The organism is Amycolatopsis sp. NPDC026612, from assembly GCF_040638285.1.
Taxonomy (GTDB): domain Bacteria; phylum Actinomycetota; class Actinomycetes; order Mycobacteriales; family Pseudonocardiaceae; genus Amycolatopsis.
In genome coordinates this window covers 13,729-39,120 of sequence record NZ_JBEZYB010000011.1, presented here as the reverse complement: position 1 = coordinate 39,120, position 25,392 = coordinate 13,729, and the positions used below count along the sequence as shown (strand labels likewise).

Genomic DNA, 25,392 nt, shown 5'->3' with positions numbered 1-25,392 from the left:
GGACAAACGTGCGTTACCGGGTTGAAGTGGCCGAACGCCCGGACGGCCTGTACGCGACATGGGGTGAGGGGACCTTCCGCGCGCAACGGTCGACCACGGACGGCACCGTGTTGCTGTCCGTGCTGCCGGAGGAAGAAGCTCCCGACGGCTTCGACAAGGAGTTCGAAGGCCGCCCGGCGCGGGTCGTGCCGGCGAGCGAGGTGCCGTCGACGTTCACGCTGCGCACCTTCGCCGAGTACGACGGCGAAGTCTTCGAGGTCGCGCCGGGCGCGCGGCCCGAGCTGACGCTGCGCTGGGTCCACGACGACGCCGCCCGCGCGGCGCAGCTGGGCCTGACCGACTTCTCGGTCATGGTGCCGGCCAAGCAAGTCACGGCGTTGTGGCAGACGCGGCTGGACTTCACCGAGGCGCCGGAGGCGCGGCCGCAGCCGGGGGCCGGCGACCAGAACGCGCTGCTGCGCGCCATCGGCCGGACGCTGCTGCACACCGTGCCCGGCGGCTGGGCGCGGGTCGGCGCGCAGTTCCGGCAGGTCGGGGACTACTCGGAGATCGAGGTCCGCGCGGTCGGCGACGAGGACGGCCCGGTGTCGGTGGCGCTGCCCGCCGCACCCCGGCTCGGCGGGCTCTTCGCGCGGCTGCGGGCGGCGATGTACCAGGCCGAGGCCGGTACGTGGTTCCAGGGCACGTTCACCCTCGACGCCGAGTCGAAGTTCGACTTCGACTTCGACGCCGACCGCGAGCCCGACTGGCGGGTGCCGCCCAACGACGGCGGCCGCCCGTCGACCGCCGCCTACGAGCTGGAGCTGGCGACCTTCTCGCGGACGTCGAAGCACCTGCCCGCGTGGCTGACGGCGAAGGCGGGGCTGCCGCTGGACGTCGTGTTCCGGCACGCGCGGGTCGCCGACTCGCACGTCGAGGGCGAACGCCCGGTGGTCACCCGGCCGCCGGTACCGCCGGACCAGGTCCGCGGCCTGCTCGACTACCTGTTCCGGGCGCCGGTGGCGTTGCACCGGCCCGCGCCGCTGCCGGACATCTTCGGCGCGCCGGGGGCGCCGCCGGACGTGCCGAACGCGTTCCACACCGACGGCACCTGGATCTGGCCCGCCGCCGTACCGCACTACCTGCGCAAGTACGGGGTGCCACCGGAGCCGGAGCTGGTCGAGCACGCGCGCGCCGCGGGCTGGCGACCACCGTTCGTCGGGGAGCTCGTCCGCGCGACGGCGGAGGCGGAAGTCCTCGGCACGCCGCGGCCACCGCAGACGACCGCCGACCTGCCGGACGAGCGCGCGCTCACCCGGGCCACCCGCGGTGAGCAGGTGCGGAACCTGCGCGGCGCGGAAACTCTGGAGCTCCTGCAGCAGCGGCTCGCCGAGCACGGTGTGCCGCTCGCGGCGTACCGGATCGGCGCCAAGGAGATCCCCGCCGAAGGCGTCTGGACGCTGCGTCGCGCCGAGAACGGCTGGGAGGTGTCGCGGCCGCCGTCCGACGAGCCGGTGGCGTTCGGCTCGCTCGGCGACGCGGCCCGGTTCCTGCTGGGTGTGCTGCTGATGCTGCCGCCGCGGCCGGCGGAGGAGTCCGACCTGCCCGCCGACTGGCCGATCCTGCCGATGCGCGGCGAACCGCCGTTGAACTTCTACCGCGGCAAGCGCCTGATCGTGCTCCCGCCGGGAACGACGGTGGTCCGGTTCGGCACCGAGACCGGCAACCTGGTGCACGCCGGCGGCTCGCGGTTCGTCGAGACGGCGCTGGCGTTCGAGCGGGAACGCGAGAGGCGGCTGTACCGGGTGCACCGCGCGGTGCGGGTGCTGACCGGCGTGGCGGCGCCGTGGGGCGGGATGCCCGGCGGCGCGATCGCCTACCTGCTGCCCCGGCCGCTCGCCCAGCACCTCGAGACGGGCTCGCTCAGCAGGCAGTGATCAGGACGGCGGGCGACCACCAGTAGTCGGCGAGCGGTTCGACGCCGACCTCGGCGAAGCCCGCCGTCGTCAGCTGCTCGGCCCAGACCGACGCCGGGTGTTCCCAGTTCGTCCGCTGCTGCCCGGAGACGATCCCGAGCAGCACCGGCAGCAGGAAGCCCTGCGCGACCAGCGTGGCGTCTTCGCCGTACTCGGCCACGCCACGCTCGTAGCGCTCGACGAGCGACCGGAGGTGTTCCGGCGAGCCTTCCTCGAATTCGGGGACGTCGAATTCGGCGAGCACCAGCGTCCCGGTGCGCGGCTGCAGCGCGCGCAGCACCTCCGCCCGCTGCTCCGGCTCGATGGACTGCAGCGCGAACGTCGACTGGACGAAGTCCCACCCGAGGTCGTCCCGCGCCAGGAAGTCCTGGGCGGTCGACTGCCAGCACTGGGCGGAGGGCACCCGCTCGTGGACGCCCTCGAGCAGCGCGGCCGACGGTTCGACCAGGTCGATCCGCGGCGGGAGGTGCGACGCCTGCTCCAGCGCGGGCACGACGGCGAGGCCGTCACCACAGCCCAGGTCGAGCAGCGACTCCGGCTTCCCGGCGTCGTACCGGGCGGCCAGCTCGGCGCTCAGCGCCCGGTACAGCTCGACGTTGCCGCCGCCGCGGATGAACGCCGTGAACGCGCTCGGCTGGTCGTACACCGGCGTCGAGTCTTCCCCGGCCAGGTACGTCCGCAGTTCGTCCGCCAGCGTGGAGCCGGCCCGCCCGGCCTGGGCCGCGAGTTCGGCGGCCTGGTCGCGGTCACCGGACCGGTAGGCGGCGAGGGCGTCGGCGAGCAACTCGATCGAGGTCATGGTCAGGAGATATCAGAACGGGACCCACAACGTCACCCGCGTGCCGCCTCCGGCGAGTCCCGACTCGACCAGCGACGTCCCGCCGACCTCGGCCAGCCGCGCGGTGATCGACTCGCTGATGCCGAACCCGGCGGGCCGCTCGGCCGCGCTGAACCCGGCGCCGTGGTCGCGCGTGATCACCGCGATCCCGCCGTCGCGCTCCTCGACCCGGACCACGACCCGGTCGGTGCCGGAGTGCTTCATCGTGTTCCGCAGGGCCTCGCGCACGGCGTCACGGATGGCGATCTGCCGCACTTCCGACAGCGTGTCGTCGTCCAGTTCGGCCACCACGAGCTGGGCGCGCAGCCCGTCGCGGGCCATCTCGGCGGCGAGCGCGGCGAGCTTCTCGCCCAGCGGCCGCACGCCGGCTTCGGCCCGCTCGGCCGCCGCCGACTCGATCGTGTGCCGGATCTCCATCGCCTGCGCCCGCGCCAGCCGCCGGATTTCCACCAGCCGCTCCTCGGCGTCGGAGGTGCCGGACAGCGCCATCGCCTCCAGCGTCTGCAGCACGGTGTCGTGCAGCATCCGGTGCTGCTGGGCGCGTTCGGCGAGCCGCCCGTTGCGGGTGCCGTAGGCCAGGGCCAAGCGCGTGCCGAGGCCGGTCAGCACCAGCGCGGCGGTGGCCAGGAACAGCTCCGCGAGCAGCACGGAGTACGTCGAGAAGGCGGCGCCGACCTGGAACCGGCCGGTGTTCAGCCAGTTCGCCAGCATCCGCAGCGGGAACCCGAGCAGCCCGAACACCACGCCGCTCGGCAGGCCCAGCGCGAGCGTCAGCAAGCCGACCTCGCCGAACACGTGGACGCTGCTGACCGCCAGCGCGTCGAGGTACACCTCCGACGGCACGGTCAGGGCCAGGACGAGCGGCGACAGCACCGTGAAGGCCAGGTCGACAGCCAGGAGCTTCCCCGCGTTGCGGCCGCGGAACGGCGCCGAGCGGAACATCCAGCGGAGGCCGGCGACGTTCAGCGCAACCGACAGCAGGGTGAACACGCCGACCGGCAGCAGCCCGGTCGCGCCGTGCTGGAGGACGTAGACGCCGAACTGGCCTGGCACCGCGAGCAGCCGGTAGGCCAGCGGGATGAGCACGACGTAGCGGGTCGCGCGCAGCATCAGGCCGTCGCGCTCGGTCGGGTCGATCGGCCCCGACATCCGCGAGATGCGCCGCAGCGCGTGCATCGGGGCCGGGTCGGCGATCTCGTCGGGCAGTTCACTCGTGGCGGTGGCGATCGCCGGGGCGCCGCGCCTCAGCAGCGCCACCAGGAAGCTGCCCCCGCCCGCCACGTCTCACGCGTCCCCGACGCCGTTTTCCGCGGCCCACTTCTTCAGCTCGGCGACGGCCACGTCGTGCTCCAGCGGGCCGCGGTCCAGGCGCAGCTCCTTGAGGAACTTCCACGCCTTCCCGACGTCCGGCCCCGGCTTGAGGCCGAGCAGTTCCATGATCTCCTCACCGTTGAGGTCCGGCCGCACGCGGTCGAGGTCCTCCTTGGCCTTGAGCGCGGCGATCCGGGCCTCGAGATCGTCGTAGGTCGCCTGCAGCGCGGCCGCCTTCCGGCGGTTGCGGGTGGTGCAGTCGGCGCGGACCAGCTTGTGCAGCCGGGTCAGGAGCGGCCCGGCGTCGGTCACGTACCGGCGCACCGCCGAATCTGTCCACTCGCCCTTGCCGTAGCCGTGGAACCGCAGGTGGAGGAACACGAGCTGGGAGACGTCGTCGATGATCTCCTTCGAGAACTTCAGCGCCCGCAAACGTTTGCGGGCCATCCGCGCGCCGACCACCTCGTGGTGGTGGAAGCTGACGCCGCCCCCGGGCTGGAACTCCCGGGTCGCCGGCTTGCCGACGTCGTGCAGCAGCGCCGCCAGCCGCAGGATCAGATCGGGCTCCGACGCCGGCTCGTGCGAGGTCTCCAGGTCGATCGCCTGGGCGAGCACGGTCAGGGAGTGCTGGTAGACGTCCTTGTGCTGGTGGTGCTCGTCGATCGCCAGCCGCATCCCGGGCACTTCGGGCAGCACCTGGTCGGCCAGCCCGGTGTCGACCAGCAGCTCCAGCCCCGGCTGCGGGTCGGCCGCCAGCAGCAGCTTCGACAGCTCCGCCTGCACCCGCTCGGCGGTGATCCGGTCGATTTCGGCCGCCATCGACGTCATCGCGTCGACCACCCGCGGGGCGGCGGTGAACCCGAGCTGCGCGGCGAAGCGGGCGGCGCGCAGCATCCGCAGCGGGTCGTCGGCGAACGACTCCTGCGGCGTCGCCGGCGTGTCCAGGACCTTCTCCCGGAGCGCGCTCAGGCCGTCGTGCGGGTCGATGAACGTCTTCGACGCCAGCTCCACGGCCATCGCGTTGACCGTGAAGTCGCGGCGCAGCAGGTCGCCCTCGATGCTGTCGCCGAAGCTGACCTCGGGGTTCCGGCCGACCCGGTCGTAGCTGTCGGCGCGGAAGGTCGTGATCTCGAGCTGCATGCCCTTCTTCGTCACGCCGACCGTGCCGAAGGCGATCCCGACGTCCCACACCGCGTCGCCCCACCCGCTGACGATCTTCAGCACGCGGTCGGGCCGCGCGTCGGTGGTGAAGTCGAGGTCGACGGACCGGCGGCCGAGCAGCGCGTCGCGCACGCTGCCGCCCACCAGGTACAGGCGATGCCCCGCCTTGGCGAACTTTTCCGCCAGCTCCTCCGCCAGGGGGGAAACCCGCATCAGCTCCACCACGGCGTTCTGCTTGGCGACCACGTCGTTCACTAAAATCCCACTACGTTCCAGGTGCGATTGCTCCAGGCACCGCCGGACACGGACACGGAGAGCCAGCCTACCGGGGCAACCGTTTGCTCTAGCATCGCAGCATGTCTGGATCAGCCGGCCGCCCCGGCGCCTCGAAGCCGCGCAGGCGGCGGAGGCGTCAGCGCGGCAGGCGCCTGACCACCGTCGACGAGACGTCGTGCGGTGGCCTCGTGGTGGACGTGGAGCGCGAACAGGCGGTGCTGATCGGCCGGCTCGACCGGCACGGCAGACTGCTGTGGTCGCTGCCCAAGGGCCATATCGAGGACGGTGAGACGGTGGAACAGACGGCCGTGCGCGAGGTGAAGGAGGAAACCGGCATCTCCGCGCGTGTCATGCAGCCGCTGGGCACCATCGACTACTGGTTCGTGGCCGAGAAGCGGCGCATCCACAAGACCGTGCACCACTTCCTGCTCGAAGCGCTCGGCGGTGAGCTGTCCGACGAAGACGTCGAGGTCACCGAGGTGGCCTGGGTCCCGCTGGCCGAGCTGGAGACCAAACTCGCCTACTCCGACGAGCGCAAGCTCGTCCGGAAGGCCAGTCAGCTGTTCAAGGAACTTTTCGCGCGCCCGGACGTCCACGGACGAGACGAGCACGCCCCTGAGGGAGCCCCCGAGTGAAGCGGTTCGCCGCAGCCTTCCTTTCCGCCCTCTTCCTGGCGGTCCCCGCCCTCGCCGGGGCCTCGGTGGCCCAGGCGGAGGAGGGCGCCCGCCTGCGCGTCGACCTGGCCGAGCTGAGCCCGCGCGTGATCACGACCTCGACGACGACGCTGACCATCGCGGGCACGGTGACCAACACCGGCGACCGCAGGATCACCCGGCCGCAGGTGCGGTTGCAGGTCGGGGACCGGGCGACGACCGAACGCGGGATCGGCGACGTGCTGTCCGGCGCGGTCATCAGGGACAGCCCGCTGACCGACTTCACGCCGGTCGCCGACGCGCTGGCCCCCGGGCAGAGCGCCCCGCTGAACATCACCGTGAACCTCACCGGTCCACGGGCGGACCGGTTCAGCCGCCCCGGCGTCTACCCGCTGCTGGTCAACGTCAACGGCACGCCCGAGTTCGGCGGCCCCGCGCGGCTCGGCGCGGTCAGCATGCTGATGCCGGTGCTGACCGGGCCGGGCAAGCAGGTCACCAGCCACGCCGGCGCGCCGAGCATGACCCTGCTTTGGCCGCTGACCAGCAACGTCCCGCACGTCTACGCGGCGCCGTACGGCAGCCCGCTGGTGCTGGCCGACGACCGGGTGACCGGCGAGATCTCCGCCGACGGGCGGCTGAACGCGCTGGTCACCTCGGCCGCGTCGGTCGTGCGGAGCAACTCGGACCTGGCGAAGTCGATGTGCTTCGCCCTCGACCCGGACCTGCTGGCCACCGTCGACGCGATGAGCCGCGGCTACCTCGTCCACACGGAATCCGGGAACGTCGACGGCAAGGGCGCCGACGCCGCGAAGACGTGGCTGGCCGAGCTCCGCACGCTGGTCGGCAACCGCTGCGTGGTGGCGCTGCCGTTCGCCGACGCCGACCTCGACGCCCTCACCCGCATCCGGCCCGGCGACTCCACCCTGGTCACCCGGGCGGCCGCCGGCGCCGCGACCATCCAGCAGCTGACCGGCGTCACCCCGCAGACCGGCGTGCTCTGGCCGGACGGCACGCCCAGCACCTCGGTGCTCACCGCGCTGAGCGAGGCCGGCGTGCACTCCGTGCTCACCGACGCGGGCAAGCTCGCCCCCGCGGCGGCCGGCGGCGGCGTCACCGTGCCGGGCAGCACCGTCCGCGTGCAGCCGACCGACTCGCTGATCTCGGCCGCGATGGCGGGCGTCCCGAGCGTGCCGGACTCCGTCACGGTGGCCGCCACGACCGAGCGGGCCGTCGCGAGCCAGAACGGCCTCGGCGCCCTCGCCTTCCGCGCCGGGCTGGGCCAGCCCGCGGGCCAGCAGCGGCCGAACCACCTGCTGGTCGCGCCGCCGCGGCGCTGGGACGCCTCGGCCGAGGAGTTCACCGCGTACCTGCGGCAGGTCGGCGGCTTCCTGGACGCGGGCGTGGTCAACCCGACCGGGCTCGCCACGCTGCTCGCCACCGATCCGGCGACCTCCGGGGCGGTCGGCGACGGCGGCCAGGACCCGGCCGCGGGCATCGACCCCGCCGTCGTCTCGACGCTGTCGACCCTCGACGTCCAGGCCACCGGCCTGGCGTCCGCGATGCAGCTCGATCCCACCAAACGGGTGAAACCGGACGACATCGTCGAGCCGGTCCGGCTGGCCGAGCTGCGCGGTGCCTCCACGGCGTGGCGTGGCCTGCCCGCGGACGCGGCGACCACGAACGCCCAGGCCGAGCTCACGGCGATCAGCGGGCGGGTGACCGTCTCGCAGCCGAAGCAGACCATCGCGCTGGCGTCCGGCAACTCGCCGCTGCCGGTGTACGTCAGCAACGACCTCCCGGTCGGGATCAACGCCCGGTTCGCGCTCAGCAACAACACCGGCCTGCGTCCGGAGGACGCCAAGGACGGGTTCTTCCCGGCCAGCGGCGGCAAGAACTACTTCCTCCCCGTCGAGGCGCTGCGGGCCGGCCGGTTCAGCGTCGATGTGTCGTTGCGCACGCCCACCGGTACCCCGCTCGGGTCATCCGCGCGGTTCGAGCTGACGTCCACCGACTACGGCGCCATCACCATCATCGCGACCGTCGCCGCAGGTGTAGCCCTGCTTCTGCTCGCGTCCCGGCGGATCTACCGGCGGGTCAAGGACGCCCGCGCCGGGCGCGACGTCGTGGACTGATCGCTCGGCCTTTGAGTGTTCCGGGCCGTTCGCGATTACCCTTGGTCCGCACGTGCGCGGCACCGGGCCGCGGCACCGGGGAAGAGCACCGAGGATTGGGCACGCGTTGGAGAGAGAGCCGGGCTTACCACCCGAGCGTGCGGGTCGTCCTCGGCGCGAAGGCCCCCCGCCCCCGAACCGGGGTGACGGGCCCCCGCGGGCGTCGCAGCCGGGCCGCCGCCAGCCGCCGCCGCAGACACCGCCACAGCAGCCGCCGCCGGTCCCGCCGGAGCGCGGTCGCCGCCAGCCGCCCCGCAACGGCCACACGCGGCAGATGCCGCCGCCCGACGACGCGACGGTGCGTGACCGCCGTCCGGTCCGCGACGACGGCTCCCCCCGGCGCCCGGCCCGCGAAGAAGACCCCGCCCGGCGCCGCGACCAGCGGCGGGCACGCGACGACGCGCCCGCCCGTGACGGACGTGGACCACGACCGCCCCGCGACGACGGACCGGCTCGCGAGGGCCGTCCCGTCCGCGACGACGGCCCCCCGCGCGACGGCTGGCCCGTCCACGACGAGGCCCCGATCCGCCCCGTAGGCGACGAAGCCCTCCGCGACGGCCGCCCGGTCCGTGAACCGCGTCCGGTCGGCGACGACGGCCCCGGCCGCCCGGTGCGGCGCGTCCCGCCGCCTCCGGGCCCGCCGCAGCCGCCACGAGGGGGTCAGCCGCCGCGCGGTGCGGGCCCGGCGCCCACCCGCGTCCAGCCCGTGCCGCCGCCGAACCAGCCGGGTCCGCCGCCGCAGCAGGGCGCGTCGCTCCAAGGGCGGCTGCCGCAGCCGTCCCCGCCGCCGCCGCTGCCACCGCCGGCGACCCCGCCGCCGGGCAATCCGGCGCCCGGCACCCCGCCTTCCGGCGGCCCGGCCCTCGGCACCCCGCCGCCGGGCGGTCCCGCGCCCGGTACCCCACCGCCGGGCACGCCGGTGCCGCCCCGCGGCCGCGGTTCCCGGCGTCCGGCACCGGTCCGGCCGTGGCAGGAGGAGGCCCAGCAGGCCCCGCCGCGCGACCCGGAGGCGACGCGGTTCATCCCGCGCACCGCCGGCGTCCCGATGAACTCGCGCTGGCCGGTCGCCGACCCCGACGTCATGCGCCCGTACGATGCGCTGGCCACCCAGGTCATGCCGGCGTTCAAGGGGCCACTGGTCAAGCCCCGGCCGGGCGAGGACGCGCCGGAGGCCCCGGCCAAGGCGCCGTCACTGGCGAAGGCGTCCGGGCGGATGGCCATCGCGTCGCTGATCAGCCGGATCACCGGCTTCCTGTGGAAGCTGCTGCTGGTCGGCGCGATCGGCCAGGGCATCGCGAACGACTCGTTCAACGTCGCCAACACGATGCCGAACATCATCTTCGAGCTGCTGATGGGTGGCGTGCTCGCCAGCGTGGTGGTGCCGCTGCTGGTGCGTTCGCAGGACGAGCCCGACGGCGGCGCGGCCTACACCCAGCGGCTCATCACGGTGGCGTTCACGTTGCTGCTGGTCGGCACGATCGTCGCGGTGATCGCCGCGCCGGCGTTCACGAGTCTCTACGTCGACTCGTCGGGCAAGGCCAGTTCCGACCTGACCACGGCGTTCGCCTACCTGCTGTTGCCGGAGATCTTCTTCTACGGCGTGTTCGCGCTGCTCTCGGCCGTGCTCAACGCCAAGCAGATCTTCGGGCCGACGGCGTGGGCACCGGTGATCAACAACCTGGTCGTCATCTTCACGATCCTGGTCGTCTGGATCATGCCGGGCGACATCGACACCGGGCACGTCTCGATCACCGACCCGAAGGTGCTGACGCTGGGCATCGGCGTCACCACCGGCATCGTCGCCCAGGCGCTGCTGCTGGTCCCGCCGCTGCTGCGGTCCGGTTTCCGGTTCAAGTGGCGCTGGGGCATCGACAAGCAGATGAAGGAGTTCGGCGGGCTCGCGCTGTGGATCCTCGGCTACGTCGCGGTGAGCCAGATCGGCTACACGATCAACACGCGCGTGCTGACCAGCGGTTCGCCCGGTGGTGTGACGGCCTACAGCAACGCCTGGCTGCTCTTCCAGCTGCCGTACGGCGTCATCGGCGTCTCGCTGCTGACGGCGATCATGCCGCGGATGAGCCGCGCGGCCGCCGACGGCGACCACAAGAAGCTGATCGGCGACCTGTCGTACGCGTCCCGGATCTCGACGGTGATGCTCGTGCCGATCTCCGCGGTGATGACCGTGGTCGGCGGCTCGATCGGCATCGCGCTGTTCACGTTCGGCAAGGGCACGGTCGAAACGGCCGAGCGGCTCGGCGACGCGCTCGCGATCTCGGCGTTCGCCCTGCTGCCGTACGCGCTGGTGATGCTCCAGATGCGCGTGTTCTACGCGATGAAGGACGCCCGCACACCGACGCTGATCATGATCGTGATGACGCTGGTCAAGGTGCCCTTGCTGTACCTGTGCCCGGTGCTGCTGACGCCGGACAACGTCGTGCTCGGCGTGATGATGGTCAACGCGCTGACGTTCGTGGTCGGCGCGATCCTCGGCCAGGTTTGGCTCTGGGTGACGCTGGGCAACTTGCGCAGCAAGCGGGTGATCGGCGTGATCCTGTTCACGGTCGTGGCGAGCGTCCTCGGTGTCGCCGCCGCGTGGGTCGCGGGCAAGCTCGTGCCGGACTCTTTCGGGCCTACTTTGGGGGCGTGGGCGAAGCTTCTCCTGCAGAGCATCGTGGGCATCGTCGTCTCGTTCGGCGTGCTGATGGCCTTGAAGGTGGAAGAACTGGCGCCGGCCACTTCCCGATTCAGCCGGCTGATCAAGCGCGGGTAACGATTCCGGTACGGATGACGACGACTCCCGCGTCGTATTCTGGGTAACCTTGGAGCGGGGAGCTAACGGGAGAGTGCGGGTGGACACGAGGCGGAGCGAACAGGCGGGGGGTGCGAACCACGTGGGCAAGGCCCAGGTCGGATCGCTGGCCCCCGGGCGTGTGGTCGGCGACGGCCGCTATCGCCTCCTCGCGCAGTTCGGCGTGGACGAGCGGGGCGACGCGCACCTCTGGCGTGCCCGTGACGGGCAGCTCAAGCGGGACGTCGCGCTGACCTTGCTGGTCGGCGATCCGGCGGACCCCGAAGCCGCCCGGCTGGCCCGGCGGACTCTCGAACGCGCGACCCACGCGTCCAAGTTCGGCCACGGCGGCGTCGCCCGCGTGCTGGACGTGCTCGCCCTCGGCAGCGGCATCACGTCGAGCGAGGGCCTGCTCGGTGTCGTCGTCGCGGAGTGGACCAAGGGCAGCGACCTGGTCGACCTCGTCGCGCAGCGGCCGGTGGCGCCCGCCGCGGCCGCGCGGATGGTGCAGGCGCTGGCCGAAGCCGTCGAGCAGGCGCACCAGAACGGGCTCGTCCTCGGGCTCGACCACCCCCAGCGCCTGCGGCTGACGCCGAGCGGCGCGCTCAAGCTCGCGTTCCCCGGCCCGCTGCCGGAGTCGACGCTGCGTGACGACGTCAAGGCGCTCGGCGCGGTCCTGTACCTGCTGCTGACCGGCCGCTGGGCGCTGCCCGGCGGGCCGCCCGCGATCCCGCCGGCCCCGATGACGCCACAGGGCCGGATCGTCCCGCCGCGCCAGCTGGTGCCCACGATCCCGGCCGACCTGTCGTCGCTGGCCGTGCGCACGATCGAGGACGGCGGCAACGGCGGCATCCGCACCAGCGCGGCCATCCTCCGCGTCCTCGACCAGGTGGCCGAGGAAGAGGAGCGCACCCAGCTGATCAAGGCCGTCGGTGGGGACGTCGCGGAGCCCGACGGCACGATCTGGACGACGAAGAAGCCGGTCAAGGACGTCGCCCGGCGGCGCAAGCTCGCCCTCGGCGTCACCGTGCTGGTGGTCGCGACCGTCGTCATCCTCGCCTGGGGCGGCCTGATGCTGATCAACGTCTTCCAGGGCGATTCCAAAGCGAGCGGGCCGTCGATCAACGTCGCCGCGCCGCCCGCGTCCAGCCAGCAGAGCGCGGCGCCGCCCGCGTCTTCGTCGGCACCGGCTCCGCCGCCGTCGCCGTCCGTGGGCGCCGCGGTGCCCGCCCAGTCGGTGGCCGTCTACAACCCCGAGGGCCGGGGCGACAACACCAGCCGGGCGAAGTACGCGATCGACGGCAAGGCCGAGACGGAGTGGCGGACCGAGAAGTACAGGCAGCAGTTCCCCACCATCAAGCCGGGCGTCGGGCTGGTCGTCTCCTTCGAGAACCCGATCAACCTCAGCCAGGTGAAGGTGACCGGGGGCACCCCGGGTTCGAAGGTCGAGATCCGCTCCACGACCGAGAAGAACCCGGACCTGGCCGACACGAAGGTGGTCGGCAACGGCGACCTGAAGGACGGCGAGACGACGATCCCCCTGGCCCAGCCGACGCAGGGCGAGTTCTTCATCATCTGGATCACCCAGCTGGGCGACGCGGACGGGCAGTTCATGACCAAAATAGGCGACCTGTCCTTCCTGCCTGCGGGGTGACGCACCCGACAGGGTCAGTAGGCTCTGGCGGGTGACAGCTGCAGCTCCCACGGATGCGGATCTGATAGCGGCTCACGCCGCGGGGGACCCCCATGCGTTCAGCGAACTCGTCCAGCGACATCGCGACCGCATGTGGGCAGTCGCCCTGCGCACGGTCCGCGACCCGGAAGAGGCCGCCGACGCGTTGCAGGACGCCTTCATCTCGGCGTTCCGCGCGGCCGGGAACTTCCGGGCGGAGTCGCAGGTCACGACGTGGCTGCACCGGATCGTGGTGAACGCCTGCCTCGACCGGATCCGCCGCCGCCAGGCGCGTCCGACCGTGCCGTTGCCGGAGACCGGCTTCAACGAGCCGGCCACCCCCCGTGACTCGATGGCCGAGCGGGAGACCAGCCTGCTCGTGCGCGCGGCCCTCGACCAGCTGCCCGAAGACCAGCGTGCCCCGATCGTGCTCGTCGACGTGGAGGGATACTCCGTCGCCGAGACGGCCAAGATGCTCGGCATCGCCGAAGGCACGGTGAAGAGCCGCTGCGCGCGGGGGCGGGGCAAACTCGCGAAGGTTCTCGGGCACCTGCGGAACCCCGATGCGATTGCGAACGTCCCAACTCACGAAAGCAAACGGGCCGGGCGTCAGCCGGGTAGCGGGGAGGGACGATGACGGACGAAAGCCGGGGGATCGGGGGGACCGTCGGTCCGCCCTGGTCTGTCGACGTGCTCGCCGACCTCCACGCCGGTGTCCTGGACGACACGCGGGCGGCCGAGCTGTGGCCGCTGGTCACCGCCGACCCCGAAGCCAGGGCGATCCTGGACGCCCTCGACGCCACGCAGGCCGACCTGGCCTCGCTCGCGGACGCGCCGGCCCCGCCGATGCCCGCGGAGTTCGCCGCCCGGCTGGACGCGGCACTGGCCGCCGAAGCAGCCGCCCGGTTTCCCCGCCGGACGCCGTCGATCCCCCAGCAGGCAGCCCCGGCACCGCAGGACGCCCCGGTGGTGGACCTCGCGGCGGCCCGGCGGCGCCGGAACAAGCGGCTCGGCTGGGCCGCCGGCGTCCTGACCGCGGCCGCGGCGGCGGTCGTCGCCGTGACCGTCGCGCTCCCGGACACGTCCCAGCAGACCGGCACCCCGAACGTCGCGGCGCCGACCGGCCCCACGGTGGGCAGCGACGGCGCCGGCGCGCAGGCGCTGGTCGGCAAGGCGGTCGGCGTCCGCGACTTCGGCCCGCTGCAGAACGAGGACCGCCTCGACGCCTGCATCGCGGCCGCCGGCCTCGACCCGAAGGTGCGGCCGGAAGGCGTCCGCCCGGTGAACGTCGGCGGCAAGGCAGGCGTCATGATCATCCTGACCACCGGCAAGCTGGCCCAGTTCCGGCTCGTGGCCTTCGGCGCGGACTGCGGGCCGGGAAATCCGGCCGTGCTGTTCGACAAGGTCGTCGGGGAGAAGTAGCGGCTGTGACCTATCCGGGGCTTCGCCACCCGGAACCCCCATGAGCGGTGTCACGGCCGGGAACAGGGCCACCTACGATCGTGTTGAGCCTGGTACAGGTCACTACGAGCGGAGGTCCACCGGTGGCTGCCGAAGAAATCAGGAACCTGATCATCGTCGGGTCGGGTCCTGCCGGATACACCGCTGCCGTTTACGCGGCGCGGGCGCAGCTTGAACCGCTGGTGTTCGAGGGCACGCAGTTCGGCGGCGCGCTGATGACGACGACCGAGGTCGAGAACTTCCCCGGGTTCCGCGACGGCATCATGGGTCCGGACCTGATGGAGGAGATGCGCAAGCAGGCGGAGCGCTTCGGTGCCGAGCTGCGCGCGGAGGACGTCGAGTCGCTGGAGCTGACCGGGGACGTCAAGTACGTCCACGCGAACGGCAAGCGCTACGCGGCCCGTGCGGTCATCCTCGCCATGGGCGCGGCGGCGCGGTACCTGAACGTGCCGGGTGAGCAGGAGCTGCTCGGCCGCGGTGTGTCGGCCTGTGCGACCTGTGACGGCTTCTTCTTCCGCGACCACGACATCGTGGTCGCCGGCGGCGGCGACTCGGCGATGGAGGAGGCGACCTTCCTGACGAAGTTCGCGAAGTCCGTCACGATCGTCCACCGGCGCGAGGAGTTCCGCGCGTCCAAGATCATGATCGAGCGCGCCCGCGCGAACGAGAAGATCAAGTGGAAGCTGAACTCGCAGATCACCGGGGTGCTCGGCGACGGCAAGGTCGAAGCCCTGCAGCTGAAGGACACCAAGGACGGCTCCGAGTCGACGCTCGACGTGTCGGGCTTCTTCGTCGCGATCGGCCACGACCCCCGCAGCCAGCTCGTGAAGGGGCAGGTCGAGCTGGACGAGGACGGCTACGTGCTCACCCAGGGGCGTACTTCGTTCACGAACCTGGACGGCGTCTTCGCGGCCGGTGACCTGGTGGACCGCACCTACCGGCAGGCGATCACCGCCGCCGGCTCGGGGTGCAGCGCCGCGATCGACGCGGAACGATGGCTCGCGGAGCACGGCGAGGCCGACGCCCACGAGGCCGCCGAGCTGGTCGGCGGCGGCTACGGCGCGGGCACCAACTGACTTTCCCGGCGTTCAACCACTCGAAGGAGAAACCATGTCCAACACCGTGAAGGTGACCGACGCGACGTTCGTCGACGAGGTCCTGACCAGCGAGAAGCCGGTTCTGGTCGACTTCTGGGCCACCTGGTGCGGGCCGTGCAAGATGGTTGCCCCGGTGCTCGAGGAGATCGCGGCCGAGAACGGCGAGAAGCTGACGATCGCCAAGATCGACATCGACGAGAACCCGAACACGCCGCGTGACTACCAGGTGATGTCCATCCCGACGCTGATCCTGTTCCAGGGCGGCAAGCCGGTGAAGCAGATCGTGGGCGCGAAGCCGAAGGCCGCGCTGCTGTCGGACCTCGCCGACGTCCTCTGAACCGACCAAGCCCGGCGAACCCGGGGCCTGCGGGAATCGTCCTGTAGGCCCCGGGTTCTTCGTCGTTCGGGTGAATCTGGTCCGCGTGGGTGAATCGAGCGTGACGGCGGCCACGGTGGGTACTCCACGAATGGGTCCTTGACCTACCTACCGGGCCTACGCTGTCACCCAGAGTTGGCAAGGCACAATAGAGCACCTGGGCTCGTCCCAGTGAAGGTTTTCCCGAAGTCCTGCCACGCACCGAGCCCCCGAGTCGGTGCCTTAGGAAGAGCGAGGAGTGCATGCGGGTACTCCGCCGCGGTGACGCCGGTCCGGACGTCGCCGAGATCAGGTCCATCCTGGCCGGGATGGACCTGCTTCCGCCGGTCACCGGCACCGACGACGACTACGGCACGTTCGACGTCGCCGTCGAAGGCGCCATCCGCGCCTTCCAGCAGCGTCGTGGGCTGATGACCGACGGCATCGTGGGTCCGGCGACCTTCCAGGCGCTCAAGGGCGCCAGCTACCACCTGGGCAGCCGCCCGCTGTCGTACATGATCGCGTCGCCCGTCCACGGAGACGACGTCTTCACGCTGCAGGAGCGGCTCACCGAACTCGGCTTCGACGCCGGCCGCCCCGACGGCTACTTCGGCCCGCAGACCGAGCGCGCCCTCAAGACGTTCCAGCGCGACATGCGCCTGACGCCGGACGGCATGTGCGGTCCCGCGACCATCCGTGAGCTGCACCGCCTGTCCTCGCCGCGGGCACGGGGCGGCCGCCCCGTGTTCCTGCGCGAGCAGGAGCAGGTGCGCCAGGCCGGGCCGCGGCTGCGCGGCAAGCGCATCGTGATCGACCCCGGCCACGGCGGCGACGACCTCGGCGTGGTCGCCGGCTCGCTCCGCGAGGCCGACATCGCGTGGGACCTGGCGCGCCGCCTGGAGGGCCGGATGAAGGCCACCGGCATGGAGGCACTGATCTCCCGCGGCCCGAACCACAGCCCCACCGAGCTGGAGCGCGCCGCCTTCGCCAACGACGCGGGCGCCGACCTGTTCCTGTCCCTGCACAGCGACGGCAACCGCTCGCCGCGCGCCCAGGGCATCGCGAGCTTCCACTTCGGCACCGGCAACGGCACCACGTCCACCGTCGGTGAGCTGCTGGCCGGCTTCATCCAGCGGGAGGTCGCGGCCCGCACGGGCATGCTGGACTGCCGCACCCACTACAAGACCTGGGAGATCTTCACCCGCACCCGCTGCCCGGCGGTCCGGGTCGAGATCGGCTACCTGACGAACCCGGACGACGCCCGCAAGCTCGGCGACCCGGCGTTCCGCGACATCGTCGCCGAGGGCATCCTCATCGCCGTGAAGCGCCTGTACCTCCTCGGCGAGGGCGACCAGCCGACGGGCACGTTCACCTTCGCCGACGTCTTGGCGCACGAGCTCGCCAAGGCCGAATAGGGCCGACCACAACCCCTAGCGGCTTCCCTGCACCTGCCCCACCACCCCTGGGGACGCCATCGGCGCGTCCCCAGGTTTCGGGGCAGTCATCCACAGCTTTTCCACCGCTCCTAGCAGCGCTCTGTGGATAACTCGGTCGTTTTTCCACAGTTGTGCACAGGCGCGTTCAGGCACGCCGCAGCACCGGCGCAAACGTTTGCGAACAGGGAGTCAGGCGCGGCCGAGGCTCGGCTCGGCGGTGGTGATCGTCACCTGGCCGAGCAGCCGCTCCAGCGCCGCCTCGACGTCTTCCTTCCAGGTGATCGCCGAGCGCAGTTCCAGGCGCAGGCGAGGCCACTTCTGGTGCGGGCGGACCGTCTTGAAGCCCACGCTCTGCAGGAAGGCCGCCGGCAGCACGCAGCTGTGGCCGCCGTCCGGATCGGCCTCGTCGGGGCGAGCGTCGCCGAACGCCTCGATCGCGCGGACACCGCGCTTGGTGAGGTCCTTGGCGACCGCCTGCACCAGCATCCGGCCGAGACCGCCGCCGCGGAACTCCGGGAGGATCTGGAACGCGGTGAGCAGGACGGCGTCCGCGCTCGGCGGCGACGTCGGGAAGGCCAGCGAGCGCGGAACGGCGTTCGGCGGGGCGTACAGCACGAACCCGACCGGCAGCGTGTCGCTGTAGACGATGCGGCCGCAGGAACCCCACTCGAGCAGCACGCTCGAGACCCAGGCTTCCTTCTCGACCTCGGTGGCACCGAACTCCTCCGCCTGGTGCTTCAGGTGAGGGGCGAGTTCCCAGTACACGCACCGGCGACAGCTCTTCGGCAGGTGCTCCAGGTTGTCCAGTGTGACGCCCACGACGCGACGCGACACCCGCGACCTCCCTGACCTGCGCTCCCGACGGGCTGCCCGGTCGTCAAGCCGCGCACCATCCGCAGCACGACACAGGAGCCACGGTCGAGGATAGGCCGATGTGACGAGCACCGAAAGGTCAGGGGGTCCTGATGGGTGCCCGGTTACACTCGATGGGATCCATCAGCTCCCGCGAGAGTGACCGTGTCCACCGAGCCCCGGGTGAATCGTCGATGACCGAGAACCGCCCCAGCAAGCCGCACAGCGGCCGCCAGAACCTCGACCCGCACCTCGAGCGGTACGCCGCTCGCACCGCCGGGATGACCGCCTCCGAGATCCGGGCGCTGTTCGCGGTGGCCAGCCGGCCCGAGGTGGTTTCACTGGCCGGCGGCATGCCGAACCTGGCGGCGCTCCCGCTCGACACGCTGTCGGCGCAGGTCGCGGAGATCATCGCCGAAGACGGCATGGTGGCCCTTCAGTACGGCTCGGCGCACGGCATTCCGGTGCTGCGCGAGCAGATCTGCGAGATCATGGCCCTGGAGGGCATCAAGGCGCACCCGGACGACGTCGTGGTGACCGTCGGCTCGCAGATGGGCCTGGACATGGTCACGCGGCTGTTCTGCGACCCCGGGGACGTCGTGATCGCCGAAGGCCCGTCGTACGTCGGCGCGCTGGGCTCGTTCGCCGCCTACCAGGCGCAGGTCGTGCACGTGGCGATGGATGAACACGGCCTGGTGCCCGAAGGACTGCGCGCGGCGCTCGCCCAGACCGAGAAAGCCGGCCGCCGGGTCAAGTTCCTCTACACGATCCCGAACTTCCACAACCCCGCCGGCGTCACGCTGGCCGTCGAACGCCGCGCGGAGATCCTCGAGATCTGCCGCACCCACGGCGTCCTGATCGTGGAAGACAACCCGTACGGGCTGCTCGGCTTCGACGGGCAGACGTACCCGGCGCTGCGCTCGACGGACCCGGACAACGTCGTGTACCTCGGCTCGTTCTCGAAGACGTTCGCCTCCGGGCTGCGCGTCGGCTGGGTCCTCGCGCCGCACGCGGTGCGCGAGAAGCTGGTGCTCGCCGCGGAGTCGGCGACCCTGTGCCCGCCGACGTTCAACCAGATGATCGTGTCGCGCTACCTGGCCACGCACGACTGGAAGGGCCAGATCAAGAAGTTCCGCGAGAACTACCGCGAGCGGCGCGACGCGATCCTGTCCGCGCTCGACCAGTACCTGCCCCCTGGCTGCTCGTGGACCAAGCCGGACGGTGGTTTCTACGTCTGGGTGACGGTGCCGGAAGGCGTCGACACGAAAGCGATGCTGCCGCGCGCGGTGACCGCCCGGGTGGCGTACGCGTCCGGGACGGGTTTCTACGCCGACGGCTTCGGCAGCCGCCAGATGCGGCTGTCCTACTGCTACCCGACGCCGGAGCGGATCCGCGAGGGCGTGCGGCGGCTGGCCGCCGTGCTGGAGTCCGAAATGGACCTCGCCCGCACCTTCGGTAGCGTGGTCTCGCGCCAGATCCAGGGGCCGCAGAACCCTTCCCCGGACACGGTCTGATCGACCGCGTTCCGGTTCTAGCTAAGGAGTTTCCACGGTGGTCGACCGTACCGTTGCCGTGCTCGCCGGCGGGCTCTCGCACGAACGCGACGTCTCGCTGAGGTCCGGACGACGGCTCTCCGCGGCGTTGAAGTCCGAGAGCTTCGGCATCGAGGAGTGGGACACCGACGCGGGACTGCTGGAGCGGCTGCGCACGCAGCGCCCGGACGCGGTGGTCGTCGCACTGCACGGCGGCGAGGGCGAGAACGGCTCGGTGCAGACGGTGCTGGAGATGCTGGACGTGCCGTTCGTCGGCACCGGCTCCCAGGGTTGCCGCCGCGCGTGGGACAAGCCGACGGCCAAGGCGCTGATCGAGAACGCCGGGTTCGTGACACCGGCCTGGATCGTGCTGCCGCACAGCACGTTCCGCGAGCTCGGCGCCCAGGCGGTGCTCGACGCGATGGTCGAGACGCTCGGCCTGCCGCTGATCCTCAAGCCGGACCAGGGCGGCTCCGCACTCGGCACGCAGGTGGTGCGCGAGGCGGCCGAACTGCCGGCGGCGATGGTCGGCTGCTTCGCCTACGGCGACACCGTCCTCGCGGAACGGTACGTCGACGGCGTGGAGGTGGCCGTGACGGTCATCGAGGGTGAGGACGGCCCCGAGGCCCTCCCCGCGGTCGAGATCGTCCCGGAGAGCGGCGTGTACGACTACACGGCCCGCTACACGGCCGGCCTGACCGACTTCTTCACCCCGGCCCGCCTCGACGACGCCGCGGCCAAGGCCGTGGCCGAACTGGCGGTCGCCGCGCACCGCGTGCTCGGCCTCCGCGACATCTCCCGCACCGACGCGGTCGTGCTGGCGGACGGCACGGTGCACTTCCTGGAAGTGAACCCGTCGCCGGGTCTCACCGAGACGTCGACGGTCCCGATGGCGATCGAGGCGGCGGGCAAGTCGCTCGGCGCGGTGTTCGCCGAACTGATCGCGCGCGCGATTTCTCGCTGACTCCGGACCCGCGAAAGGCCACTACCGAACTTCGGTGGTGGCCTTTTTCGTGTCGCGAATGATCATCACCGAGAGTGCTTCTCACCGCTCCGATCCGCAATCATCACCGTGACGAAACACCCTGGGGTGATCCCTAATCGGTTTCCGGTGTCCGATTCGCCCCATTCGCGTCGATGATCGAGACGATCCGCTCGAGGTCGTCGACCGAGCCGAACTCGAGCACGATCCGCCCCTTGCGGCGGCCGAGGTCGACCTTCACGCGGGTGTCGAAGCGGTCCGAAAGCCGGTTCGCGAGCTCCTGCAACCCCGGCGCCTGGATCGGCTTGCGCGGCGCGGCCTTCGGCTTGGCCGGCTTCTCGCTCTTCTTGAGCGTGACGGCTTCCTCGGTCGCCCGGACCGACATGCCCTCCGCGACGATGCGCGCGGCGAGCTCTTCCTGGCTCTCTGCGTCCTCGAGCGACAGCAGGGCACGCGCGTGCCCGGCCGACAGGACACCCGCGGCCACCCGGCGCTGCACCGGCAGGGGGAGCTTGAGGAGCCGGATCGTGTTGGTGATGACCGGGCGGCTGCGGCCGATCCGGCTCGCCAGCTCCTCGTGGGTGACCGCGAACTCGTCGAGCAGCTGCTGGTACGCCGCCGCCTCTTCGAGCGGGTTCAACTGGACGCGGTGGATGTTCTCCAGGAGCGCGTCGCGCAGCATCGACTCGTCGGCGGTCTGCCGGACGATCGCCGGAATCGCTTCGAGCTCCGCCTGCTGCGAAGCGCGTAGCCGCCGCTCGCCCATGACGAGCTCGTACTCGTCGTTCCCGAGCTCGCGAACCACGATGGGCTGCATGAGCCCGAACGCGCGGATCGAGTGCTCGAGTTCGGCGAGCGCGTCTTCGTCGAAGACCTGGCGCGGCTGCTTCGGGTTCGGCTTGATCGAGCCGACGGGGATCTCGCGGTAGACGGCCCCGGCGACCTCGCCGCTGTGCTGCTTCGCCTGACCGTTCGCCGCAAACCAGCCCTTGTCCTCAGCCGCCTTCTTCTCGGCCGCCGACCCGTCGCCGGGCGCGGGCAGGGGACCACTGCCGGTGGGTCCGGTCGGGATCAGGGCGGCGAGGCCGCGCCCCAGCCCTCCTCGACGCTCGGTCATGTCGAACTACCCTTCTCCATCTGGGCGCCGCGCTCGGCGATCTCCTTGGCCGCGTCGACGTAGCTCAGCGCCCCGCGCGAACCGGGATCGTAGGCGAGCACGGTCTGGCCGTACCCGGGCGCCTCGGACACCTTCACGCTGCGGGGGATGACGGTCTTCAGCACGGTGTCGCCGAAGTGGTTCCGCACCTCGTTCGTCACCTGGTCGGCCAGCTTGGTGCGGCCGTCGTACATGGTGAGGAGGATCGTCGAGACGCGGAGCTCGCGGTTGAGGTGCTGCTGCACGAGCTCGATGTTGCTCAGCAGCTGCCCGAGACCTTCGAGCGCGTAGTACTCGCACTGGATCGGGATGAGCACCTCCTGCGCGGCGACCATCGCGTTGACCGTCAGCAGCCCCAGCGACGGCGGGCAGTCGATGAGGACGTAGTCGACCCCGAGCTCGTCGAGGATCTCCGAGGAGATGGCCTCCTTGAGCCGGGACTCGCGGGACGCCATCGAGACGAGCTCGATCTCGGCGCCGGCGAGGTCGATCGTCGCGGGGACGCAGAAGAGGTTGGGGGACTGCTCGGTTGGCTGCGCCGCCTCCGCGAGCGTCACCTCGCCGATGAGCACCTCGTAGATGGAGGGGGTTCCGGACCGGTGGTCGACGTCGAGCGCGGTGCTCGCGTTGCCCTGCGGGTCGAGGTCGACGACGAGTGTCTTCAGGCCGTGGACGGCGAGCGCGGCGGCGAGGTTGACCGTACTGGTGGTCTTGCCGACGCCGCCCTTCTGGTTGGCGACGGTCATCACCCGGCGGCGGCCCGGGCGGGGAAGCGTCCGCTCCGGGTGCAGCAGGCGCGCGGCGCGGGTGGCTTCTTCGGCGATCGGCGTCCAGCCCACGTCGTGGCTGGTCTCCGTGGAGTCGGACGGCGGGGGATTCACCGGTCTCGACACCTCCTCCATCTAGACGTCTGGTCGGTGGTCGAGTCGCGTCGTTTCACGTGGAACATCGCGGCCCGTTAGCGCTTCCTGCTCCGTGCCCTCGGCTGGCCCGGCGCCGTCTTCGACGGCAGGCGACGGATCTTCACGACCGTGCTGGGGACCTCGAGCACCGCCGCACCACACTCGATGATCAAGGGGTCGGCCCCACCGGCGTTGCGGATGGCGGCACCGTCCCGCTCGATCTCGTCCGCCGCGCTGGCGCCCTTGAGGGCGACCAGAAAGCCATCGGCACGGACCAGCGGCAGGCACCACTCCGCGAGACGAGCGAGCGGGGCGACCGCGCGAGCGGTGACGATGTCGGCGCCACCCAGCTGCTCACGCACAGGCCGCTCCTCCGCGCGTCCACGGACGACGGTGATCGGGAGTTCCAGCTTCTCGGCCACCTCGGCCAGCCAGTCCACCCGGCGGGCCATCGGTTCGAGCAAGACGATATCGAGGTCCGGTCGCGCGATCGCCAGCGGTACACCCGGAAGCCCAGCCCCCGACCCGACGTCGACGACGCGAGCGCCTTCGGGCAGCTGCTCACCGATCACCGCCGAGTTGAGCACGTGCCGCTCCCACAGCCGGTCGACCTCCCGCGGACCGATCAGCCCACGCTCGACGCCGTGCAGCTCGAGGAGTTCGACGTACCGGGCCGCTTGCTCGAGATGCTCGCCGAACACTCGCTCCGCCGCGGCCCGCACCGCATCGGCGGCCTGCTCCAAGCTCACTCCGTCTACTCCTCGTCCGCCGGTTTCACGTGAAACCGCGCTCGATCGATTGTCCCCGATGTCGACGCGAAAACGAGCCGACAGACCGCAGATGTGGACAACTCCACTCACCCGGCCGCAACCTTGGCCCGTTCCACGTGAAACATCACGCGTGTAATTCGCGCGGGCGGGCGCCGGGAGCCGCGGGGAACTCATCCGGCCCGCTACGCATCAACCCTCCAGCGCACAAGAAGGTCCAGCGCACAAGAAAGCGGCCCCACCCGAACCAGTCGGATGAGGCCGCTTCCGTAGACCGAAGCTCAGTCTTCCGGGAAGATCACCACACGGCGCTTCGGGTCTTCGCCCTCGCTCTCGCTCGTGACACCCGAGACCGTCGCCACCGCGTCGTGGACCACCTTGCGCTCGAACGGGCTCATCGGCTGCAGCCGCACCCGCTCGCCGCTCTTCAGGACCGACTCCGCCGTCGAACGGCCGAGCTCACGCAGCTCCTCGCGACGGTCCGCGCGCCAGCCCGCGATGTCCAGCATCAGGCGGCTGCGGGAGCCCGTCTCCTGCTGGACCGCCAGGCGGGTCAGTTCCTGCAGCGCCTCGAGCACCGTGCCACGCGGCCCGACGAGCTTCTCGAGGTCCTCGCCGCCGTCGATGCTCACGATCGCGCGGCCGGCTTCCACATCCAGGTCGATGTCACCGTCGTAGTCGAGCAGGTCCAGCAGGCGCTCGAGGTAGTCGCCGGCGATGTCACCCTCTTGCACGAGGATGTCCTCGCCACCTCCAGCCTTCTGCTCGCCCGCTTCGCCGTCGGCCGGGGTCACGTCTTCCTGATCGGCGTCGATCGTGTCGATCGTCTCCGACATCATTCGTCTCCTCTCCGAACCGGTCGCGCCTCAGCGGCGCTTCCGGCCCGACTTCCTGGTCGAGTCTTTGAGGAGGCCCGGCACGCCCGTGCCGTTCTCCTGCGAGCCGTTCTGGCCGTTCGCGGCAGCCGAGCTGTGCTCCGCCGTCTTCTCGCCGTCCGCCTTGGCGGTCTCAGCGGCCTCCGCGGCCTTGGCGGCCGCCTCCGCCGGCGTGGTCTGGGCGAAGCCGTGGGCCGAGCCCGCCTTCATGACCTTCTTCTGCGAGCCGCCCTGCGCCGGCTGGTTCTTCTTCTGCTGGACCGGCTTCTGCCCGACCTTCGGCGCGGCCGGCTTCTGCCCCGGCTTCGGGCCGAGCGACGCGCGCTTCTCGGCGGCCTCCGCCTTGCGGGCCGCCTCTTCCTTGTCGATCTTCGTGTAGACGAGCCGCTGCTGCATCAGGGTCCAGCCGTTGTTCGCCAGCCAGTAGAAGAGGAGGCCGAGCGGGAACAGCGCACCGAAGACGAGCACACCGAGCGGGAAGATGTACATCGTCAGCTTGTTCATGATCGCGGTCTGCGGGGTGGCCGACGCGACGTTCTGCCGGGCCACCGAGTGACGTGCGGTGAGGTGCGTGGCGATGGACGCGACGATCATCAGCGGCAGTGCGACCGGGAGCACGCTCCACTGGAAGCCGACGTTCGCGGCCCCGCCGCTGACGACGCCGACACCGTTGTAGACAGCTTCACCGAGGTTGACGCCGAAGAGCTTCGCGCTGACGTACGAGTGGACGTCGGCCTGGTTGAAGAAGTAGTTCTCGGTCTTGTCGCCGCCTCCGGGCGGCGGCATGGTGAACGCGCGGAGAACGTGGTTCAGGCCGATGAACACCGGGATCTGGAGCACCATCGGCAGGCAGCTGCCCAGCGGGTTGACACCGTGCTCCTTCTGGAGCTTCTGCATCTCCGCGGCCTGGCGCTGCCGGTCGTTCGCGTACTTCTTCTGGAGCTTCTTCATCTCCGGCGCGAAGTCCTGCATCTTCTTCATCGACCGGACCTGGTTCACGAACGGCTTGAACATGATGCCGCGGACGGTGAACGTCAGGAAGATGATGCCGAGGATCCAGGAGATCGCCGTCGCTTCCCCGAAGACGAGCCCGAAGACCTTGTGCCAACACCAGAGGATGAAGGACACGGGGTAGTAGATGAAATCGAGCAC

Annotated in this window: 22 protein-coding genes; 12 read left to right on the top strand and 10 right to left on the bottom strand. The window is 71.2% G+C overall.

Translation table 11 applies throughout. The annotated features are described in order from the left end of the window. Window positions 1-8: 8 nt before the first annotated feature. Window positions 9-1,916, top strand: a complete 1,908-nt coding sequence (locus tag AB0F15_RS13965; protein WP_360269818.1) for a TNT domain-containing protein — start codon at window positions 9-11, stop codon at window positions 1,914-1,916. Here AB0F15_RS13965 and AB0F15_RS13960 read toward each other — a convergent pair. From AB0F15_RS13960 to AB0F15_RS13950, 3 genes are read right to left on the bottom strand one after another with little or no spacing between them, the layout of a single operon-like run. Then, window positions 1,903-2,754: a class I SAM-dependent methyltransferase gene (locus AB0F15_RS13960; protein ID WP_360269817.1), complete on the bottom strand. Its 852-nt coding sequence runs from the start codon at window positions 2,752-2,754 to the stop codon at window positions 1,903-1,905. The genes AB0F15_RS13965 and AB0F15_RS13960 overlap by 14 nt on opposite strands. Window positions 2,755-2,766: 12 nt before the next feature. Beyond that, window positions 2,767-4,074 (bottom strand): ATP-binding protein, encoded by a 1,308-nt coding sequence (locus AB0F15_RS13955; RefSeq protein ID WP_360269815.1) that lies wholly within the window; start codon window positions 4,072-4,074, stop codon window positions 2,767-2,769. Between the two features lie 3 nt (window positions 4,075-4,077). Beyond that, on the bottom strand, window positions 4,078-5,520 hold the full coding sequence (locus AB0F15_RS13950; RefSeq protein ID WP_360269813.1) for a CCA tRNA nucleotidyltransferase: 1,443 nt from the start codon (window positions 5,518-5,520) through the stop codon (window positions 4,078-4,080). Window positions 5,521-5,621: 101 nt separating this feature from the next. On the opposite strand from AB0F15_RS13950, the gene AB0F15_RS13945 reads away from it, so the two are divergent. After that, entirely contained in the window at window positions 5,622-6,176 is a 555-nt protein-coding gene (locus AB0F15_RS13945; protein ID WP_360269811.1) for an NUDIX hydrolase, read from the top strand. Continuing rightward, on the top strand, window positions 6,173-8,326 hold the full coding sequence (locus AB0F15_RS13940; RefSeq protein WP_360269809.1) for a DUF6049 family protein: 2,154 nt from the start codon (window positions 6,173-6,175) through the stop codon (window positions 8,324-8,326). The genes AB0F15_RS13945 and AB0F15_RS13940 overlap by 4 nt, the downstream gene beginning before the upstream one ends. 124 nt (window positions 8,327-8,450) lie before the next feature. Here AB0F15_RS13940 and AB0F15_RS13935 read toward each other — a convergent pair whose 3' ends face one another. Continuing rightward, window positions 8,451-9,125, bottom strand: a complete 675-nt coding sequence (locus AB0F15_RS13935) for a hypothetical protein (RefSeq protein ID WP_360269807.1) — start codon at window positions 9,123-9,125, stop codon at window positions 8,451-8,453. 285 nt (window positions 9,126-9,410) lie between these two features. Here AB0F15_RS13935 and murJ point away from each other — a divergent pair, with 285 nt between their 5' ends. The 7 genes from murJ to AB0F15_RS13900 all read left to right on the top strand — a co-directional run bounded on the left by murJ (window position 9,411) and on the right by AB0F15_RS13900 (window position 17,153). Next, window positions 9,411-11,135 carry a murein biosynthesis integral membrane protein MurJ gene (gene murJ, locus AB0F15_RS13930; protein WP_360270005.1) on the top strand — a complete coding sequence of 575 codons (1,725 nt, stop codon included), beginning with the start codon at window positions 9,411-9,413 and terminating at the stop codon, window positions 11,133-11,135. Window positions 11,136-11,214: 79 nt separating this feature from the next. Beyond that, complete coding sequence (locus tag AB0F15_RS13925; RefSeq protein ID WP_360269806.1) at window positions 11,215-12,807, top strand: protein kinase family protein; 1,593 nt, start codon at window positions 11,215-11,217, stop codon at window positions 12,805-12,807. A gap of 31 nt (window positions 12,808-12,838) precedes the next feature. Then, complete coding sequence (gene sigM, locus AB0F15_RS13920; protein WP_360269804.1) at window positions 12,839-13,462, top strand: RNA polymerase sigma factor SigM; 624 nt, start codon at window positions 12,839-12,841, stop codon at window positions 13,460-13,462. Continuing rightward, window positions 13,459-14,247 carry a hypothetical protein gene (locus AB0F15_RS13915; protein ID WP_360269803.1) on the top strand — a complete coding sequence of 263 codons (789 nt, stop codon included), beginning with the start codon at window positions 13,459-13,461 and terminating at the stop codon, window positions 14,245-14,247. The genes sigM and AB0F15_RS13915 overlap by 4 nt, the downstream gene beginning before the upstream one ends. Before the next feature lie 122 nt (window positions 14,248-14,369). Further along, on the top strand, window positions 14,370-15,362 hold the full coding sequence (gene trxB, locus AB0F15_RS13910; RefSeq protein ID WP_360269801.1) for a thioredoxin-disulfide reductase: 993 nt from the start codon (window positions 14,370-14,372) through the stop codon (window positions 15,360-15,362). A gap of 34 nt (window positions 15,363-15,396) precedes the next feature. Beyond that, window positions 15,397-15,720, top strand: a complete 324-nt coding sequence (gene trxA / locus AB0F15_RS13905; RefSeq protein ID WP_020642536.1) for a thioredoxin — start codon at window positions 15,397-15,399, stop codon at window positions 15,718-15,720. Between the two features lie 281 nt (window positions 15,721-16,001). Further along, entirely contained in the window at window positions 16,002-17,153 is a 1,152-nt protein-coding gene (locus tag AB0F15_RS13900; protein ID WP_360269798.1) for an N-acetylmuramoyl-L-alanine amidase, read from the top strand. 210 nt (window positions 17,154-17,363) lie between these two features. On the opposite strand, the gene AB0F15_RS13895 is transcribed toward AB0F15_RS13900, so the two are convergent. Further along, window positions 17,364-18,008 (bottom strand): GNAT family N-acetyltransferase, encoded by a 645-nt coding sequence (locus tag AB0F15_RS13895; RefSeq protein WP_360269796.1) that lies wholly within the window; start codon window positions 18,006-18,008, stop codon window positions 17,364-17,366. Window positions 18,009-18,220: 212 nt separating this feature from the next. Between AB0F15_RS13895 and AB0F15_RS13890 the strand changes: the two genes are divergently transcribed. Together AB0F15_RS13890 and AB0F15_RS13885 are read left to right on the top strand one after the other, a co-directional pair. Beyond that, window positions 18,221-19,540, top strand: a complete 1,320-nt coding sequence (locus AB0F15_RS13890; protein ID WP_360269794.1) for a PLP-dependent aminotransferase family protein — start codon at window positions 18,221-18,223, stop codon at window positions 19,538-19,540. 37 nt (window positions 19,541-19,577) lie between these two features. Beyond that, a complete protein-coding gene (locus tag AB0F15_RS13885) occupies window positions 19,578-20,522 on the top strand; it encodes a D-alanine--D-alanine ligase (protein ID WP_360269792.1) in 945 nt (314 codons plus the stop codon). A gap of 133 nt (window positions 20,523-20,655) precedes the next feature. Here AB0F15_RS13885 and AB0F15_RS13880 read toward each other — a convergent pair whose 3' ends face one another. From AB0F15_RS13880 to yidC, 5 genes are all read right to left on the bottom strand, one after another. After that, window positions 20,656-21,657 carry a ParB/RepB/Spo0J family partition protein gene (locus tag AB0F15_RS13880; RefSeq protein WP_360269790.1) on the bottom strand — a complete coding sequence of 334 codons (1,002 nt, stop codon included), beginning with the start codon at window positions 21,655-21,657 and terminating at the stop codon, window positions 20,656-20,658. After that, window positions 21,654-22,598, bottom strand: a complete 945-nt coding sequence (locus AB0F15_RS13875) for a ParA family protein (protein WP_360269789.1) — start codon at window positions 22,596-22,598, stop codon at window positions 21,654-21,656. Before AB0F15_RS13875 ends, AB0F15_RS13880 begins: the two co-directional genes overlap by 4 nt. A 56-nt stretch (window positions 22,599-22,654) precedes the next feature. Then, complete coding sequence (rsmG, locus tag AB0F15_RS13870; RefSeq protein ID WP_360269788.1) at window positions 22,655-23,347, bottom strand: 16S rRNA (guanine(527)-N(7))-methyltransferase RsmG; 693 nt, start codon at window positions 23,345-23,347, stop codon at window positions 22,655-22,657. Window positions 23,348-23,646: 299 nt separating this feature from the next. Beyond that, window positions 23,647-24,201, bottom strand: a complete 555-nt coding sequence (locus AB0F15_RS13865) for a R3H domain-containing nucleic acid-binding protein (RefSeq protein WP_360269787.1) — start codon at window positions 24,199-24,201, stop codon at window positions 23,647-23,649. A gap of 30 nt (window positions 24,202-24,231) precedes the next feature. Then, window positions 24,232-25,392, bottom strand: a complete 1,161-nt coding sequence (gene yidC, locus AB0F15_RS13860) for a membrane protein insertase YidC (RefSeq protein WP_360269785.1) — start codon at window positions 25,390-25,392, stop codon at window positions 24,232-24,234.

Coding starts and splice junctions, on each gene's coding strand:
- AB0F15_RS13960 (WP_360269817.1), bottom strand. CDS start 2,754: ATGACCTCGATCGAGTTGCTCGCCGACGCCCTCGCCGCCTACCGGTCC.
- AB0F15_RS13945 (WP_360269811.1), top strand. CDS start 5,622: ATGTCTGGATCAGCCGGCCGCCCCGGCGCCTCGAAGCCGCGCAGGCGG.
- murJ (WP_360270005.1), top strand. CDS start 9,411: ATGAACTCGCGCTGGCCGGTCGCCGACCCCGACGTCATGCGCCCGTAC.
- AB0F15_RS13915 (WP_360269803.1), top strand. CDS start 13,459: ATGACGGACGAAAGCCGGGGGATCGGGGGGACCGTCGGTCCGCCCTGG.
- trxA (WP_020642536.1), top strand. CDS start 15,397: ATGTCCAACACCGTGAAGGTGACCGACGCGACGTTCGTCGACGAGGTC.
- AB0F15_RS13900 (WP_360269798.1), top strand. CDS start 16,002: ATGCGGGTACTCCGCCGCGGTGACGCCGGTCCGGACGTCGCCGAGATC.
- AB0F15_RS13890 (WP_360269794.1), top strand. CDS start 18,221: ATGACCGAGAACCGCCCCAGCAAGCCGCACAGCGGCCGCCAGAACCTC.
- AB0F15_RS13880 (WP_360269790.1), bottom strand. CDS start 21,657: ATGACCGAGCGTCGAGGAGGGCTGGGGCGCGGCCTCGCCGCCCTGATC.
- AB0F15_RS13875 (WP_360269789.1), bottom strand. CDS start 22,598: ATGGAGGAGGTGTCGAGACCGGTGAATCCCCCGCCGTCCGACTCCACG.
- AB0F15_RS13865 (WP_360269787.1), bottom strand. CDS start 24,201: ATGTCGGAGACGATCGACACGATCGACGCCGATCAGGAAGACGTGACC.